At 63.3% G+C, this 15335-nt stretch carries 13 protein-coding genes; 4 read left to right on the top strand and 9 right to left on the bottom strand.

The annotated features are described in order from the left end of the window. The first annotated feature begins 67 nt into the window (after positions 1-67). A complete protein-coding gene (zwf, locus tag WIT60_RS06535; RefSeq protein ID WP_339583124.1) occupies positions 68-1540 on the top strand; it encodes a glucose-6-phosphate dehydrogenase in 1473 nt (490 codons plus the stop codon). 40 nt (positions 1541-1580) lie between these two features. On the opposite strand, the gene WIT60_RS06530 is transcribed toward zwf, so the two are convergent. The 9 genes from WIT60_RS06530 to WIT60_RS06490 all read right to left on the bottom strand — a co-directional run bounded on the left by WIT60_RS06530 (position 1581) and on the right by WIT60_RS06490 (position 12799). Further along, on the bottom strand, positions 1581-1868 hold the full coding sequence (locus WIT60_RS06530; RefSeq protein WP_339583123.1) for an STAS domain-containing protein: 288 nt from the start codon (positions 1866-1868) through the stop codon (positions 1581-1583). Positions 1869-1871: 3 nt separating this feature from the next. Continuing rightward, positions 1872-2525 (bottom strand): MlaC/ttg2D family ABC transporter substrate-binding protein, encoded by a 654-nt coding sequence (locus tag WIT60_RS06525; protein WP_445207668.1) that lies wholly within the window; start codon positions 2523-2525, stop codon positions 1872-1874. 123 nt (positions 2526-2648) lie between these two features. Continuing rightward, on the bottom strand, positions 2649-3458 hold the full coding sequence (locus tag WIT60_RS06520) for an MlaA family lipoprotein (RefSeq protein WP_339583122.1): 810 nt from the start codon (positions 3456-3458) through the stop codon (positions 2649-2651). Next, the gene (gene mlaD / locus WIT60_RS06515; protein ID WP_339583121.1) at positions 3458-3934 is read right to left on the bottom strand and encodes an outer membrane lipid asymmetry maintenance protein MlaD; all 477 of its coding nucleotides are present in this window, start codon (positions 3932-3934) and stop codon (positions 3458-3460) included. The genes WIT60_RS06520 and mlaD overlap by 1 nt, the downstream gene beginning before the upstream one ends. Positions 3935-3961: 27 nt before the next feature. After that, complete coding sequence (mlaE, locus tag WIT60_RS06510) at positions 3962-4744, bottom strand: lipid asymmetry maintenance ABC transporter permease subunit MlaE (RefSeq protein WP_339583245.1); 783 nt, start codon at positions 4742-4744, stop codon at positions 3962-3964. After that, a complete protein-coding gene (locus tag WIT60_RS06505) occupies positions 4744-5592 on the bottom strand; it encodes an ABC transporter ATP-binding protein (protein WP_339583244.1) in 849 nt (282 codons plus the stop codon). The genes mlaE and WIT60_RS06505 overlap by 1 nt, the downstream gene beginning before the upstream one ends. Before the next feature lie 102 nt (positions 5593-5694). Further along, positions 5695-7158 carry a glutamate synthase subunit beta gene (locus WIT60_RS06500; protein WP_339583120.1) on the bottom strand — a complete coding sequence of 488 codons (1464 nt, stop codon included), beginning with the start codon at positions 7156-7158 and terminating at the stop codon, positions 5695-5697. A gap of 22 nt (positions 7159-7180) precedes the next feature. Continuing rightward, positions 7181-11980, bottom strand: a complete 4800-nt coding sequence (locus WIT60_RS06495) for a glutamate synthase-related protein (protein ID WP_445207667.1) — start codon at positions 11978-11980, stop codon at positions 7181-7183. A gap of 114 nt (positions 11981-12094) precedes the next feature. Next, positions 12095-12799, bottom strand: coding sequence for a transposase (locus WIT60_RS06490; protein WP_339583119.1), 705 nt, complete (start codon positions 12797-12799; stop codon positions 12095-12097). Between the two features lie 213 nt (positions 12800-13012). On the opposite strand from WIT60_RS06490, the gene motA reads away from it, so the two are divergent. Genes motA through cheY form a run of 3 tightly spaced genes read left to right on the top strand, consistent with a single transcriptional unit; the run spans position 13013 to position 15297 of the window. Then, positions 13013-13870: a flagellar motor stator protein MotA gene (gene motA, locus WIT60_RS06485; RefSeq protein WP_339583118.1), complete on the top strand. Its 858-nt coding sequence runs from the start codon at positions 13013-13015 to the stop codon at positions 13868-13870. Between the two features lie 3 nt (positions 13871-13873). Further along, positions 13874-14839, top strand: coding sequence for a flagellar motor protein MotB (motB, locus tag WIT60_RS06480; RefSeq protein ID WP_339583117.1), 966 nt, complete (start codon positions 13874-13876; stop codon positions 14837-14839). 59 nt (positions 14840-14898) lie between these two features. Beyond that, positions 14899-15297, top strand: coding sequence for a chemotaxis response regulator CheY (gene cheY, locus WIT60_RS06475; RefSeq protein ID WP_339583116.1), 399 nt, complete (start codon positions 14899-14901; stop codon positions 15295-15297). The last annotated feature ends 38 nt before the right edge of the window (positions 15298-15335 follow it).

Genomic DNA, 15335 nt, shown 5'->3' with positions numbered 1-15335 from the left:
AAAATCATGACAGGCGCCCTCTCCGGCCCCTCTGTGGCCCGTATTCCACCCTTATGGGGTCCCCTCCATGTCCTTTGATCTGGTTTTTTTTGGCGGCACCGGTGATCTCACCTGGCGCAAGCTCATGCCGGCACTGTTCCAGGCCTGGCGCCACGGCAAGCTGCCCGCGCAGGGTCGCATCCTTGCAGTGGCCCGCGACGAGCGCTCCGACGCCAGCTACCGACAGTGGCTCAAGGACAAGCTGACCTCGGGCGATGACCTCGCCAAGCGCCCCACAGAGGACGAGTTCGAGCGCTTTGCCGCCCTGGTGCACTACCTGCGCATGGACCTGTCCCAGCCCGGGGACTATGCCGTGCTGCGCCAGTGGCTGCAGACGCGCCAGGCCGACACCGTGGTGATGTACCTGGCCACCAGCCCCCATCTCTTCCCCGTCATCTGTGAGCAGCTGGGTGCCGCCGGGCTCAACCACCCGGCGGTGCGCGTGGTGCTCGAAAAGCCCCTGGGGCACGACCTGGCCTCGGCCCAGGCCATCAACCGGGCCGTGGGTGCGGTGTTCAGCGAACGCCAGGCCCTGCGCATCGACCACTACCTCGGCAAACCCTCGGTGCAGAACCTGATGGCCCTGCGCTTCGGCAACGTGCTGTTCGAGCCCCTGTGGCGCCGCGAGAGCATCGCCAACATCCAGATCACGCTGGCGGAAAGCCTGGGCGTGGGCACCCGGGGCGACTTTTACGACCGCACTGGCGCCCTGCGCGACATGGTGCAGAACCACGCGCTGCAGTTGCTGACCATGGTCGCGATGGAGCCGCCATCGAGCGCCGACGCCGACGCCATCCGCGACGAAAAGCTCAAGGTGCTGCGCTCACTCAAGCCCTTCGACGCGGCCTCGGTGGCGCGCGACGTGGTGCGCGGTCAGTACCGTGCCGGCACCGTGGGCGGCATGAGCGTGCCAGGCTATCTGGACGAGGCCAAGGTGCCCGCCGGCAGCCACACCGAAACTTTCGTGGCGCTGCGCTGCGAGGTTCAGAACTGGCGCTGGGCCGGCGTGCCCTTCTACCTGCGCACCGGCAAACGCCTGGCGCACCGCCACGCCGAGATCGTGGTGAACTTCCGCCCCACCCCGCACTCAATCTTCCCCGGCACGCAGCCCCCTAACCAGTTGGTGATCAAGCTGCAGCCCGATGACGGCCTGCAGTTGCACCTGCTGGCGGCCAAGGGCGCCTTGGGCCCGGACCTGGCGGGAGACCATCAGGCGGAACACCTCTCACCCGTGTCCCTCGATCTGGACTTCGACAAGGCCTTTCCCACCGACCGGGTAGGCGCCTATGAGCGCATGCTGCTTGACGCCCTGGCGGGCCGCTTGAACCTCTTCGTGCGCTCGGACGAGCAAGAACAAGCCTGGCGCTGGGTCGAGCCCATTCTGGAGGCCTGGCGACACGATGGCAGCGGCCTGAAGACCTACAGCGCAGGCACCTGGGGACCGGCCGCTGCAAGTGCGCTGGTCGCACGTGACGGCTTCGCCTGGGCCGAAGAAAGCTGACGCTGCGCGACTGCGCACACGCCGGAGCCGGCTGCGGCGTTCAAGCCGACTGCAGGAGCCCGTCCACGCCGTACAGCCTGGCCAGCTCGGTCAGCTTGGCGGGCAGGTGCTGCACCGCAAAGGCGCGGCCATTGGCCCGCGCCATGCGCTGACACTCGAGCAGAACGGCCAGCGCGCTGGAATCGAACTGCTGCAAGGCCGCACCGTCCACGGTCAGCATGGCGGCTTCCGTGCCCCCTTGGGCCGCAGCCTGGTCCAGCGTCTGACGGAACAGGCGCAACACATGCGGCACCTCAGCATGCGTGATGACGGCAGGCAGCAGCAACATGACTCAGCCTGCGTTCTTGGCCACCAACTGGCGGTTGCGTTCGGCCAGCTTGGAGATCAGACCGTCGATGCCCGAGGCATTGATCTCCTGAGCAAAGCTGCTCTGGTGGGTTTGCACCAGCCAGGCACCCAGCACGTTCACGTCGTACACCTTCCAGCTGCTGCCCGACTTTTCCAGGCGGTAGTTCAGCTGGATGGGATCCCCCTTGCCCTTGACCACGGTGCGCACCACCACATCCGTGTCGGTGGGACGCGCGCGTGACGGCAGGTACTCGATGACCTGGTCCTTGACCTGGGAGGCCGCGCCCGCGTAGGTGTGCACCAGCAAGGTCTTGAACTCGTTTTGCAGGCGCTGACGCTGATCCGGCGTGGCGCGACGCCAGGCGGGGCCGACGGCGGCAGCGGTCATGCGCACGAAGTTCACGTTCGGCATGATCTTGGCGTCGACCACGGCGGTGATCTTGCGCAGGTCACCCGACTGGATGGCCTTGTCAGCCTTGACCGTGGCCATCACGTCATTGGTGATGGCCTGGATGAAGGCTTCGGGCGTCTGGGCGGGCACAGCGGCCTGCGCGGGTGCGGCCTGCGCCCACACAGGGGCAGCGACCAGCGCCGACGCGGCCAACACGGCCGAACTCACCACACGGACAGCGAACATACGAGAGTGCAACACAAGGGTCCTTTCTGCAATCCTCATACTCTCCTGAACGCCTCAGCGGGCGCACAGGATGACGGGATCATCTGATTTTGAGCGGAGAAACGTGGCCCACCATCCACCACATCAGGGGGCGCTGGCTGCCGAGGCGGCCGGGACCACAGGGGTGGCCTCATCTTCGGATTCGGGCAGGTCATAGCGAGGCTGGGGGGCCTCATCTTCTTCCTCAGGCTGAGGTCGCCCCTCTTCAATCAGGCTCTGGCGACGCTGCAGGTAGGCGTCGCGGGTGAAGGTGTACTTGTCCAGCGCCACGCCATCGAGCAGGTCGGTTGCCTGCAGGAAAGCAGCACGGGTACTGACCCCGTTGAGCAAGCGCACCAGGTTGTCCTCTCGCGCGCCATCCACCAGCGTCGTGGCGGAGAACGTCATGCTGCTCGCCAGATTGGCCGAGTCCCGCACACTCGAAGGCCCCAAGATGGGCCAGACGATGTATGCGCCCGAAGGGGCACCCCACACACCCAAGGTCTGCCCGAGGTCCTCTCGGTAACGGTCCAAGCGCATCGGCGTTGCCAGATCGATCAAACCGCCGAGGCCCAGGGTCGAGTTCACGGCCACACGCATGGTGCTGGCCGCCCCCTCTTTGAAACGCCCCTGCAGGAACAGGTTCACCGACGACCACACGTCGTCGATGTTGCCGAAAAAGTTGCGCACGCCCGTCTGCACGAGTGAGGGCGTGACCTTCACATAGCCTTCAGCCAAGGGCTTGAGCACATGCGCATCCACCCCCTCGTTGAAGGAAAACACCCCACGGTTCCAGGACTCCAGCGGATCGGGCGATTGCGACGTGGCGCAACCCGACAAGCTGAACACCAGAGGCAGGCTCAAGGCTGCGCCCCAGGTGCGGACGCGACGGACAGCGAAAGATCGGAGAGGCATCATTTGTCACCTTCCTTGCCGCCTTCGGCAGCCTTGCTGTAGAGGAACTGACTGATCAGGTTTTCCAGCACGATGGCCGACTGGGTGGACTTGATAGCGTCGCCCGCCGCGAGATTGGTCTCACCGTAACCGGGCTCCAGACCGATGTACTGCTCGCCTAGCAAACCTGCGGTGAGGATCTTGGCCGAGGTGTCCTTGGGAAAGGCCACACCCTTGTTCATCTCGATCTCGACCTTGGCCTGAAACGTTTCATTGTCAAACGTGATGGCCTTGACACGCCCCACCACCACGCCGGCACTCTTGACCGCGGCCTTGGGCTTGAGTCCGCCGATGTTGTCGAACAGGGCCACCACCTTGTAGCCCTGCTCGAACGACAGGGTCAGGAGGTTACCGGCCTTCAGCGCCAGAAAAACGATCGCGGCCGCCCCCAGCATCACGAAGAGGCCCACCCACACATCATGTTTTGATTTCTGCATATTGTCCGTCCTTGCGACCTGCCTCGATCAGATCGAGAACATCATGGCCGTCAACACAAAATCCAGCCCCAGCACAGCCAGGGATGCCATGACCACCGTTCGGGTGGTGGCCAGCGACACGCCCTCGGGCGTCGGGTCACACTCATGGCCTTGCAACAAGGCCACGAAGGTCACGGTCAAGCCGAACACGAAGCTCTTGATCATGCCGTTGCCCACATCGGCCCACACCTCGACACCGTTCTGCATCTGCGACCAGAAGGCACCGTCATCGACGCCGATCATGGCAACGCCCACCACCCAGCCGCCGAGCACACCCACGGCCGAGAAGACCGCCGCCAGCAGCGGCATGGCAATGACACCGCCCCAGAAGCGCGGCGCGAGCACACGCTGGATCGGATCCACCCCCATCATCTCCATGGCAGACAGCTGCTCACCGGCCTTCATGAGACCGATGCCCGCCGTCAGCGCCGTGCCCGCACGACCGGCGAACAGCAGGGCCGCCACCACCGGCCCCAGTTCGCGCACCAGGGACAGGGCCACCATCAGGCCCAGCGCCTCGCTGGAGCCGTAGCTTTGCAGAATGTAGTAACCCTGCAAGCCCAGCACGAAGCCCACAAAAGCCCCGGACACCGTGATGATGGCCAGCGAATAATTGCCCAGAAAGAAAATCTGCTCGGTGAGCAAGCGAGGCCGCTTCAACGTGGCCCCCAGCGACAGCAGCAGGCGCAGGAACAGGCGCGCGCCATAGCCCAGATCGGCGAGCTTGAGTCGAACCGCACGCCCGACCCGGGACGGATTGAGCCAGGACATCATCCGCGCACCCCAAAGTCATGACCTGCATCGATGGCAGGGTGATGAAAGCGAACGGGACCGTCCGGCGCCGCATCCACGAACTGACGCACCAGCGGATCACTGCTCGCGCGCATCTCAGCCGGTGTGCCCTGCGCCACAATGCGCCCATTGGCCAGCAAGACCACATGGTCGGCGATCAGGAAGGTCTCTTCCACATCGTGCGACACCAGCACGCTGGTGAGCCCCATGGTGTCATTGAGCTCGCGGATCAAGCGCGCCGACACCCCCATCGAGATCGGGTCCAGTCCGGCAAATGGCTCGTCGTACAACATCAATTCCGGGTCCAGCGCCATGGCCCTGGCCAAGGCCACCCGACGGGCCATGCCCCCGGAAATCTCGCTGGGCATGAGGTCACGCGCACCGCGCAACCCCACGGCGTTGAGCTTCATCAGCACCAGATCGCGCAAGATGGATTCGGGCAACTTCGTGTGCTCACGCAAAGGAAACGCCACGTTTTCGAACACCGACAGATCGGTGAACAGGGCCCCAAACTGGAACAGCATGCCCATGCGTCGACGCGCCGCCATCAGGCCGGCAGCGTCCAGGCGGGCCATGTCCTGTCCGTCGAACATGACTTGGCCGGACATGGGGGTCAATTGGCGACCTATGAGTCGCAACACTGTGGTTTTGCCACCACCGGAGGTGCCCATCAGGGCCACCACCTGGCCTCGTGGCACCACCAGGTTGATGTCAGACAGGATGACCCGGTCACCGTAGCCACAGGTGACCGCGCGCAACGCCACCAGCGGCTCAGGGGCCGCAAGCGAGGCAGATGCGTCGTGGATCGGAGTTTCAGCTTGTGACATGACCATGAAAAAAAGGGCCAGTGATGGTCACTGGCCCTGGGATCATAGGGGATACACGGATCCCCGCTGAGCACGCCCCGAAAGGCGTAATGGACTGTGGGGTCAACGCGGCAGCGTGGTCGAGCCCATCAGGAAGGCGTCGACCTCGCGAGCAGCCTGACGGCCTTCGCGGATGGCCCACACGACCAGCGACTGACCGCGGCGCACGTCACCGGCGGCGAACACCTTGTCGGCATTGGTCTTGTAACCGCCGATGTCGGTCGAAGCCTTGGCGTTGCCACGGGCGTCCTTCTCGACACCGAAGCCTTCGAGCAGGGTGTTCACCGGGTTCACGAAGCCCATGGCCAGCAGCACCAGGTCGGCCTTGAGGATCTGCTCCGAGCCGGCGACTTCTTCGAACTTGCCGTTCTTGAACTCGACGCGCACGGTCTTGACCGCCGTGACCTTGCCGTTCTCGCCGATGAATTCCTTCGTGGCGATGGCGAACTCGCGCTCACAACCTTCTTCATGGCTGGAAGACGTGCGCAGCTTGATCGGCCAGTAGGGCCAGGTCAGCTCCTTGTTTTCCTGCTCGGGCGGCTGCGGCATCAGCTCGAACTGGATCACGCTCTTGGCGCCATGGCGGTTGGACGTGCCCACGCAATCGGAGCCGGTGTCGCCGCCGCCGATCACGATCACGTTCTTGCCCGTGGCCATGATCTGGTCCTTGACCTTGCCGCCGGCGTTCACGCGGTTCTGCTGCGGCAGGAACTCCATCGCGAAGTGGATGCCGGCCAGGTCACGCCCCGGCACAGGCAGGTCACGCGACTGCTCGGCACCACCGGCCAACAGCACGGCGTCGAAGTCCTGCTTCAGCTGCTCGGGCGAGACGGTGTCCTTGGCCCAGTTGGTGACCTTGGAGCCCTTGGGCATCTCGCCGACGATGGTGTTGGTCTTGAAGACCACGCCTTCGGCTTCCATCTGCTTCACACGACGGTCGATGTGCGACTTGTCGAACTTGAAGTCGGGGATGCCGAAACGCAGCAGACCGCCGATGGTGTCGTTCTTCTCGAACACGGTCACGTCATGACCGGCACGGGCCAGCTGCTGGGCTGCGGCCATGCCAGCGGGGCCGGAGCCCACGATGGCGACCTTCTTGCCGGTCTTGACCGCAGCAGGCTGCGGCTTGACCCAGCCTTCGGCCCAGGCACGGTCGATGATGGCGTGCTCGATGGACTTGATGCCCACGGCGTCGTTGTTGATGTTCAGCACGCAAGCGGCTTCACACGGTGCCGGACAGACCCGACCGGTGAAGTCGGGGAAGTTGTTGGTCGAGTGCAGCACCTCGATGGCGTTTTGCCAGTCGCCGCGGTACACCAGATCGTTGAAGTCCGGGATGATGTTGTTGACCGGGCAGCCGTTGTTGCAGAACGGGGTGCCGCAGTCCATGCATCGCGCGCCTTGGATCTTGGCCTCTTCAGGCTTCAGACCAATGACGAACTCCTTGTAGTTCTTGACGCGCTTCTCGACGGGCTCGTAGCCCTCTTCCAGACGCTCGAATTCCAGAAAGCCAGTGACTTTTCCCATTTCAAACTCCTGATCGTGCGCTTCAGGCCTTGGCCTTGGCGGACTTGGCCTTCGCGACGGCGGCCGTTGCTTCTTGCTGGGCACCCTTCTCGGTCAGGGCGCGACGGTACTCGTGCGGGAAGACCTTGACGAACTTCGGCAGCTGGGCCGACCAGTTGTCCAGGATCTCGCGGGCACGGAGCGATCCCGTCCAGCGGTGGTGGTCCTCGATGAGCTTCTTGAGCAGGGCCTCGTCGGCCTGGTCCTTGTGCATCGGGATGCCGGCTTCGGCTTGCTCGGCAGCGGGCAGCACCTTGTCCAGGGAGACCTGGGCGGTGTTGACGCGCTTGGCAAACTGACCGTCTTCGTCGTAGACGTAAGCCACACCACCGGACATGCCGGCAGCAAAGTTGCGGCCGGTCTTGCCCAGCACCACGACCGTACCACCGGTCATGTATTCGCAACCGTGGTCACCCGTGCCTTCGACCACTGCCGTGGCACCCGACAGACGCACGCCGAAACGCTCGCCGCCGACACCGCGGAAGAAGGCCTCACCGCTGGTGGCACCGTACAGCACGGTGTTACCGACGATGATGTTCTCGGTGGCGTTGCCACGGAACTCGATGCTCGGACGCACGATCACGCGGCCACCCGACAGACCCTTGCCGGTGTAGTCGTTGGCTTCACCGATCAGGTACAGGGTGATGCCCTTGGCCAGGAAGGCGCCGAAGGACTGGCCGCCCGTGCCTTCCATCTGGATGAAGACGGTGTCGTCAGGCAGACCATCGGGATGGTGCTTGATCAGCTCGCCCGACAGCATGGCGCCGACGGTGCGGTTGACGTTCTTGGCCACTTCCATGAACTTGACGGCTTCGCCACGCTCAATGGCGGGCTTGGCCTTCTCGATCAGGCGCTGGTCCAGGGCCTTGTCCAGACCGTGGTCTTGCGTGTCCACGTGCAGGCGCGGCACATCGGCCGGCACCGGCGGCAAGGCGAAGACCTTGCTGAAGTCCAGACCCTGGGCCTTCCAGTGTTCGACGCCCTTGCGGGTGTCGAGCAGGTCGGCGCGGCCGATCAGGTCGTCGAACTTGCGGATGCCCAACTGGGCCATGATCTGACGCGCTTCTTCGGCGACGAAGAAGAAGTAGTTCACGACGTGCTCAGGCTTGCCGGAGAACTTCTTGCGCAGGACGGGGTCTTGCGTGGCCACACCCACCGGGCAGGTGTTCAGGTGGCACTTGCGCATCATGATGCAGCCTTCAACGACCAGCGGCGCAGTCGCGAAGCCGAATTCGTCAGCACCCAGCAGGCCACCGATGACCACGTCACGGCCGGTCTTGATCTGACCGTCGGTCTGCACGCGCACACGGCCGCGCAGACGGTTCAGCACCAGGGTCTGCTGGGTTTCAGCCAGGCCCAACTCCCACGGCGTGCCGCAGTGCTTGATCGAGGACCAGGGCGAAGCGCCCGTGCCGCCGTCGTGACCGGCGATCACGATGTGGTCGGCCTTGGCCTTGGCCACACCGGTCGCCACCGTGCCGACGCCCACTTCGGACACCAGCTTGACCGACACGTCGGCCTTGGGGTTCACGTTCTTCAGATCGTGGATCAGCTGAGCCAGGTCTTCGATCGAGTAGATGTCGTGGTGCGGCGGGGGCGAGATCAGGCCCACACCCGGCACGGAGTGACGCAGCTTGCCGATGTACTCGGAGACCTTGCCGCCCGGCAGCTGACCGCCTTCACCGGGCTTGGCGCCCTGGGCCATCTTGATCTGGATCTGGTCGGCGGACACCAGGTACTCGGTGGTCACACCGAAGCGACCCGAGGCCACCTGCTTGATCTTCGAGCGCAGGCTGTCGCCGTCTTGCATCTCGTAGTCGGCTTCGACGCGCGAAGAGCCAATCACGTCCGACACCTTGGTGCCCTTGACGATCTTGATGCCCTTGAGCTCGTTGCGATAACGGTTCTCGTCTTCGCCGCCTTCGCCGGTGTTCGACTTGCCGCCGATGCGGTTCATGGCCAGGGCCAGGGTCGAGTGGGCTTCGGTGGAGATGGAGCCCAGCGACATGGCGCCGGTGGCGAAACGCTTGACGATTTCCGAGGCGGGTTCGACTTCCTCGACCGGGATGGCCTTGCTTGGGTCGATCTTGAACTCGAACAGGCCACGCAGGGTCAGGTGGCGCTTGCTCTGGTCGTTGATGATCTGGGCGTATTCCTTGTAGGTGTCGAACTTGCCCGAGCGCGTGGAGTGCTGCAGCTTGGCGATCGCGTCCGGCGTCCACATGTGCTCTTCACCGCGGGCACGCCAGGCGTACTCACCGCCGGTTTCCAGCATGTTGGCCAGCACGGGGTCGTTGCCAAACGCAGCCTTGTGGTTGCGGATGGCTTCTTCGGCCACTTCGAACACACCGATGCCGCCGACTTGCGTGGGGGTGCCACGGAAGTACTTGTCGATCAGTTCCTTGTTCAGACCGATGGCTTCGAAGATCTGGGCGCCGCAGTACGACATGTACGTGCTGATGCCCATCTTGGACATGATCTTCGAGAGACCCTTGCCGATGGCCTTGGTGTAGTTGTAGATCGCCTTGTCGGCCGACAGGTCGCCCGGCAGGTCCTTGGCCATGTCGGCCAGGGTTTCCATCGCCAGGTAGGGGTGCACGGCTTCGGCGCCATAACCGGCCAGCACGGCGAAGTGGTGCACTTCGCGGGCGGTACCGGTTTCCACGACCAGACCGGTCGAGGTGCGCAGGCCCTTGCGAACCAGGTGGTGGTGGATGGCAGACAGGGCCAGCAGCGCCGGGATGGCGATGTTGGCACGGTCCATCTTGCGGTCGGTCACGATCAGGATGTTGTGACCGGACTGGATGGCTTCCACGGCTTCGGCGCACAGCGAGGCCAGGCGCGCTTCGACACCTTCATGACCCCAGGCTGCGGGGTAGGTGATGTCGATTTCGTAGGCCTTGAACTTGCCGCTGGTGTGCTTCTCGATGTTGCGCAGGCGGGCCATGTCGTCGAAGTCCAGCACGGGCTGGGAGACTTCGAGGCGCATCGGCGGGTTCACCGCGTTGATGTCGAGCAGGTTGGGCTTCGGACCGATGAAGGACACGAGCGACATCACGACCGCTTCGCGGATCGGGTCGATCGGGGGGTTGGTCACCTGGGCGAACAGCTGCTTGAAGTAGTTGTACAGCGGCTTGTTCTTGTCCGACAACACGGCCAGCGGCGAGTCGTTGCCCATGGAGCCGGTCGCTTCTTCGCCGTTCTGGGCCATCGGGGCCATCAGGAACTTGATGTCTTCCTGAGTGAAGCCGAAGGCTTGCTGGCGGTCGAGCAGCGATTCGCTGAACTCGCCAGCGTTGCCCTTGGCATCGATGCTGTCGAGCTTGATGCGGACGTTCTCGATCCACTGACGGTAGGGCTTGGCCGAAGCGTACTGGGCCTTGAGCTCTTCGTCTTCGATGATACGACCTTGTTCAAAGTCGATCAGGAACATCTTGCCCGGCTGCAGACGCCACTTCTTGACGATCTTGTTCTCGGGGATGGGCAGCACGCCGGACTCGGAAGCCAGCACGACCAGGTCGTCATCGGTGATGATGAAACGAGCGGGACGCAGACCGTTGCGGTCCAGCGTGGCGCCGATCTGGCGGCCATCGGTGAAGACCATGGCGGCGGGGCCGTCCCACGGCTCCATCATGGCAGCGTGGTACTCATAGAAGGCGCGGCGGCGCTCATCCATGGTGCTGTGCTGTTCCCAGGCTTCCGGGATCATCATCATGGCGGCCTGAGCCAGGGGGTAGCCGGACATCGTCAGCAGTTCGAGCGCGTTGTCGAACGTGGCGGTGTCGGACTGGCCGTCCAGGCTGATCGGGTACAGCTTCTTGAGGTCGTCGCCCAGCACGGGGGACTTCATCACGCCTTCGCGGGCACGCATCCAGTTGAAGTTGCCCTTGACGGTGTTGATTTCACCGTTGTGGGCCACCATGCGGTACGGGTGAGCCAGCGGCCACTCGGGGAAGGTGTTGGTCGAGAAGCGCTGGTGCACCAGGGCCAGGGCCGAGGTCACGCGCTCGTCGCGCAGGTCGAGGTAGTACTTGCCCACCTGATCGGCCAGCAGCAGACCCTTGTAGATGATGGTACGGCACGACATGCTGGGCACGTAGTACTCGTGGCTGTGCGTCAGGTTCAGGCTCTGGATCTTGCTGGACGCCGTCTTGCGGATGACGTAGAGCTTGCGTTCCAGGGCATCGGGCACCAGGATGTCGTGGCCGCGGCCGATGAAGACCTGACGGATGACCGGCTCTTTTTCGCGCACGGTGGGCGACATGGGCATGTCGCGGTCCACCGGCACGTCACGCCAGCCCAGCAGCACCTGACCTTCGGCCTTGATGGCGCGCTCGAGCTCTTGCTCGCAAGCCTGACGGGAAGCGCTTTCCTTGGGCAGGAAGATCATGCCGACGCCGTATTCACCGGGCGGAGGCAACTCGACACCCTGCTTGGCCATTTCGGCGCGGTAGAACTCGTCGGGGATCTGGATCAGCAGACCCGCACCGTCACCCATCAGCGGGTCGGCACCGACGGCGCCACGGTGGTCGATGTTTTCCAGGATCTTCAGACCCTGCTGCACGATGTGGTGCGCCTTGTGGCCCTTGATGTGAGCGACGAAGCCCACGCCGCACGCATCGTGCTCGGCGTTGGCGTACATGCCCAGTTCGGCTGCGGCTTTGATTTCCTGTGCAGTGGCCACGGAGGTGACGGCTGCGTCAGACGCGGAGGGGATGGGGAACGAGGTTCCCGAAGTCGCCTGGGTCATGGGGGGCGCTCCAGAGTAAGTGTGGGAAAACAACACGGTGAGCGGCGAGGATACTCTCGTTCTCCCGGGGTTTCAAGCACTAATTAATAGGGTCAGAACCCAATAAATAACAAGCACCAGCTTGGTGCGGTCATAAATAGGGTCAGATCATGGGGCCGGGCCAGCGGTCACCTTGCGAGGCCGCCCACGCGGCCGCGGCGTCAGGCGCCGACCCACAGCCGCCTCCAGTGCTGGCAAGGCCGCATCCGGCATCAAGGCCCAACCTTTGTGCATGGCTTCCGACATGCGCCGTGCGAGTGGCACCGAAAGCCCCTCCTCCAGCCTGCTGCGCCAAGCCGCCTCACGCTCGAAAGGCGTGTTGCCCAACGACCAGAACACCCGGTGATCACTGACCAAGGGGTCGGAGCCGCGCCCCAGGTGGTGGCGCGCGCTGGACCAGGCATCGTCCAGAACGGGCGAGAGACCCCCGGCGCGCTGCCCGTGCGTCTCGACCCACACCATCGCATCAAGCAAGTAACGCGCCGGGTCGACGATCGTGGCACGGTAGCGCCCCGCCCATAAGCCCCCTTGCCGACCATGCCGACGGTTGAACGCACTCACATAGCGGCGCCCCACCGCCTGCATGAACAGACTCAAAGAAGCATCTTGCTCAGGGGTCAGCAGCAGGTGAAAATGATCGGCGGCCAGGCAATAGGCATGAATGCTGACCTGATGCGCCCTGGCCGCCTCACGCCAGGTTTGCAACAGCAAGGCCCGATCGGCGTCGTCGCGGGCCAAAAGTTGGCCGTCGTGCACCCGCTGCACGACGAGATGAGGCCAATGAGCCACCTCCAACCGGGGCAATCGGGCCATGGTGTTGATCCTCGCAATCTGATGTGCACCGATTATGAGTCGCCCCATGGGGACCCCAAACCGCGACACACCTCAAGTCGGCGGACCACTGACCGATAAACCCGTCATCGGGATCTGCCGATACAGGAATGCCCTCACCGATCGTTTTGCCGACGCACGCACGCCGACAGAACGGTTAGGATGCCAAGCAACACTCGCGCGTGCTCCCCCACCATGATCGTTCTCGTAGGTTACCTGCTCTGCCTCGGTTGCATTTTTGGCGCTTTCATCATCCACGGCGGCAACATTTCCGTGATCCTACATGCCATGCCCACCGAAATGATGGCCATCGGCGGCGGGGCCATTGGCGCTTTTCTGGTCAACAACCAGCCCAAGGTCGTGAAGGCCGTGTTGGCCAACTTTGGACCACTGTTCAAGGGCTCGAAGTACACCAAGGCGCGCTACATGGAACTCATGGCCATGCTATATGAGATCTTGCAGAAGGTCCGAAAAGAGGGCCTGATGTCCATCGAAAAAGACGTGGACGACCCTGACAACTCGCCGCTCTTCAAAAAATACCCCATCGTGGGCGCCGACCATCATGTCGTCGAGTTCATCACCGATTACCTGCGCATGATGGTCTCGGGCAACCTCAACTCGCACGAGATCGAGGCCCTGATGGACAACGAAATCGAAACCCACCACAACGAAGGCCATCAACCGGTGGCAGCCATTGCCCGACTGGCTGGCGCTCTGCCGGCCTTCGGCATCGTGGCCGCGGTGCTGGGCGTGGTCAACACCATGGGTTCGGTGGGCCAGCCTCCAGCGGTGCTGGGCGGCATGATTGGCTCGGCGCTGGTCGGCACGTTCCTGGGTATTTTGCTGGCCTACGGCGTGGTGGAACCCTTGGGGGGGCTGATGGAGCAGAAGCTCGACGAGGGCACCAAGGAATTTCAGGTGATCAAAACCGTGCTGCTGGCCAGCATGCAGGGCTATGCGCCCCAGGTGGCCATCGAATTCGGTCGCAAGGTGCTGTTTTCGACCGAACGCCCGACCTTCGCCGAACTCGAAGCTCACGTGAAGAAGAAGTAAGTCATGGCCGGAGATTCGAAGAAGGTCCAGCCGATCATCATCAAGCGCATCAAGAAGGGCGGCCATGCCGCTCACGGGGGTGCGTGGAAGATTGCTTACGCCGACTTCGTGACGGCCATGATGGCCTTCTTCCTGCTGATGTGGCTGCTGGGCTCGACGACGGAAGGTGACCGCAAGGGCATTGCCGACTATTTCAACAACCCGGTCAAGGTGTCGATGATGGGCGGCTCGGGTGCGGGCGATGCCACCTCCATCATCAAGGGCGGTGGCAACAGCCTGACCGAAACCACAGGGCAGCAAAACAAGGGGCGCTCGGAAACCGTTGACGAAAAACTGCGCCACAAGGCCTTGAAGGCTGAAATGATGCGCCAGGAACAAGCCCGCCTGAACGCCCTCAAGGCCAAGGTGCAGGAAGTGATCGCCAACGACAATCGGCTGTCCAAGTATCAATCGCAGTTGCGTCTGGATCTGACTGCCGAAGGCTTGCGCATCCAGATCGTGGACGATCAGAACCGGCCCATGTTCGCCAGCGGCTCGGAAACGGTGGAAGGGTACATGCGCGATGTGCTCCGTGCCATTGGCTATGTGCTGGCCGACGTGCCCAATCGTCTGACCATCGAAGGACACACGGACGCCAAGCCTTTCGTTGGCGGCGAGGCCGGCTACAGCAATTGGGAGTTGTCGGCGGACCGTGCCAATGCCTCTCGGCGGGAATTGATTGCAGGCGGACTCAAGGGAGAGAACGTGCTGCGGGTACAAGGTCTGGCCGCCAGCATGCTGTTCGATGCGCAGAACCCAGAGAGCCCGCTGAACCGGCGCATCAGCATCATCGTGATGAACCGTGAGGCGGAAGAGCGCTTCTACGAAGCCGCGCGCACGGCCTCCGGCACCTCTTCAAACGCCGAAGACGAGACAGAAGCCACACCTGAAGGGTCACTCCCACCCGGCACAGGTGCGCCAAACCGATAAACTCCTCCACCGAAGGCATCCACAGAGAGATGCCGGCTTTTAGGACACAAGGACGAGCCATGAGCAACCCCGCCGATTTCAAGTTTCTGATCGTGGACGATTTTTCGACCATGCGCCGCATCGTCCGCGGCCTGCTCAAGGAAAGCGGCTACGTCAATGCCGACGAGGCGGAAGACGGCGTGGTGGCCCTGAACATGCTGAAGAACGGTAAGTTCGACTTCGTGGTCAGTGACATCAACATGCCCAACATGAACGGCTTTGAATTGCTCAAGGCCATCAAGGCGGATGACGCGCTCAAGCACATCCCGGTGCTGATGGTGACCGCCGAGGCGCGCAAGGAAGACATCGTGCTGGCCGCCCAAACGGGGGCCGCTGGTTACATCGTCAAGCCTTTCACCAAAGCGACGCTGGAAGAGAAAGTTCAGAAAATCCTGCAAAAGCTGGCCACCACGGCTTGAGGGAGCGCCACGTGCAGAAAATCGACTTGCCTGACAAC

The organism is Aquabacterium sp. G14 (assembly GCF_037482285.1).
In the GTDB taxonomy this organism is placed as follows: Bacteria; Pseudomonadota; Gammaproteobacteria; order Burkholderiales; family Burkholderiaceae_C; genus Aquabacterium.
The sequence above is the reverse complement of the archived record's forward strand: the minus strand, read 5'-3'. Positions and strand labels throughout refer to the sequence as shown.

What these genes read in the sequence shown, in the direction of transcription:
- zwf (WP_339583124.1), top strand. Translation starts at nt 68, where the DNA reads ATGTCCTTTGATCTGGTTTTTTTTGGCGGCACCGGTGATCTCACCTGG.
- WIT60_RS06530 (WP_339583123.1), bottom strand. Translation starts at nt 1,868, where the DNA reads ATGTTGCTGCTGCCTGCCGTCATCACGCATGCTGAGGTGCCGCATGTG.
- WIT60_RS06525 (WP_445207668.1), bottom strand. Translation starts at nt 2,525, where the DNA reads ATGTTCGCTGTCCGTGTGGTGAGTTCGGCCGTGTTGGCCGCGTCGGCG.
- WIT60_RS06520 (WP_339583122.1), bottom strand. Translation starts at nt 3,458, where the DNA reads ATGCCTCTCCGATCTTTCGCTGTCCGTCGCGTCCGCACCTGGGGCGCA.
- mlaD (WP_339583121.1), bottom strand. Translation starts at nt 3,934, where the DNA reads ATGCAGAAATCAAAACATGATGTGTGGGTGGGCCTCTTCGTGATGCTG.
- mlaE (WP_339583245.1), bottom strand. Translation starts at nt 4,744, where the DNA reads ATGTCCTGGCTCAATCCGTCCCGGGTCGGGCGTGCGGTTCGACTCAAG.
- WIT60_RS06505 (WP_339583244.1), bottom strand. Translation starts at nt 5,592, where the DNA reads ATGTCACAAGCTGAAACTCCGATCCACGACGCATCTGCCTCGCTTGCG.
- WIT60_RS06500 (WP_339583120.1), bottom strand. Translation starts at nt 7,158, where the DNA reads ATGGGAAAAGTCACTGGCTTTCTGGAATTCGAGCGTCTGGAAGAGGGC.
- WIT60_RS06490 (WP_339583119.1), bottom strand. Translation starts at nt 12,799, where the DNA reads ATGGCCCGATTGCCCCGGTTGGAGGTGGCTCATTGGCCTCATCTCGTC.
- motA (WP_339583118.1), top strand. Translation starts at nt 13,013, where the DNA reads ATGATCGTTCTCGTAGGTTACCTGCTCTGCCTCGGTTGCATTTTTGGC.
- motB (WP_339583117.1), top strand. Translation starts at nt 13,874, where the DNA reads ATGGCCGGAGATTCGAAGAAGGTCCAGCCGATCATCATCAAGCGCATC.
- cheY (WP_339583116.1), top strand. Translation starts at nt 14,899, where the DNA reads ATGAGCAACCCCGCCGATTTCAAGTTTCTGATCGTGGACGATTTTTCG.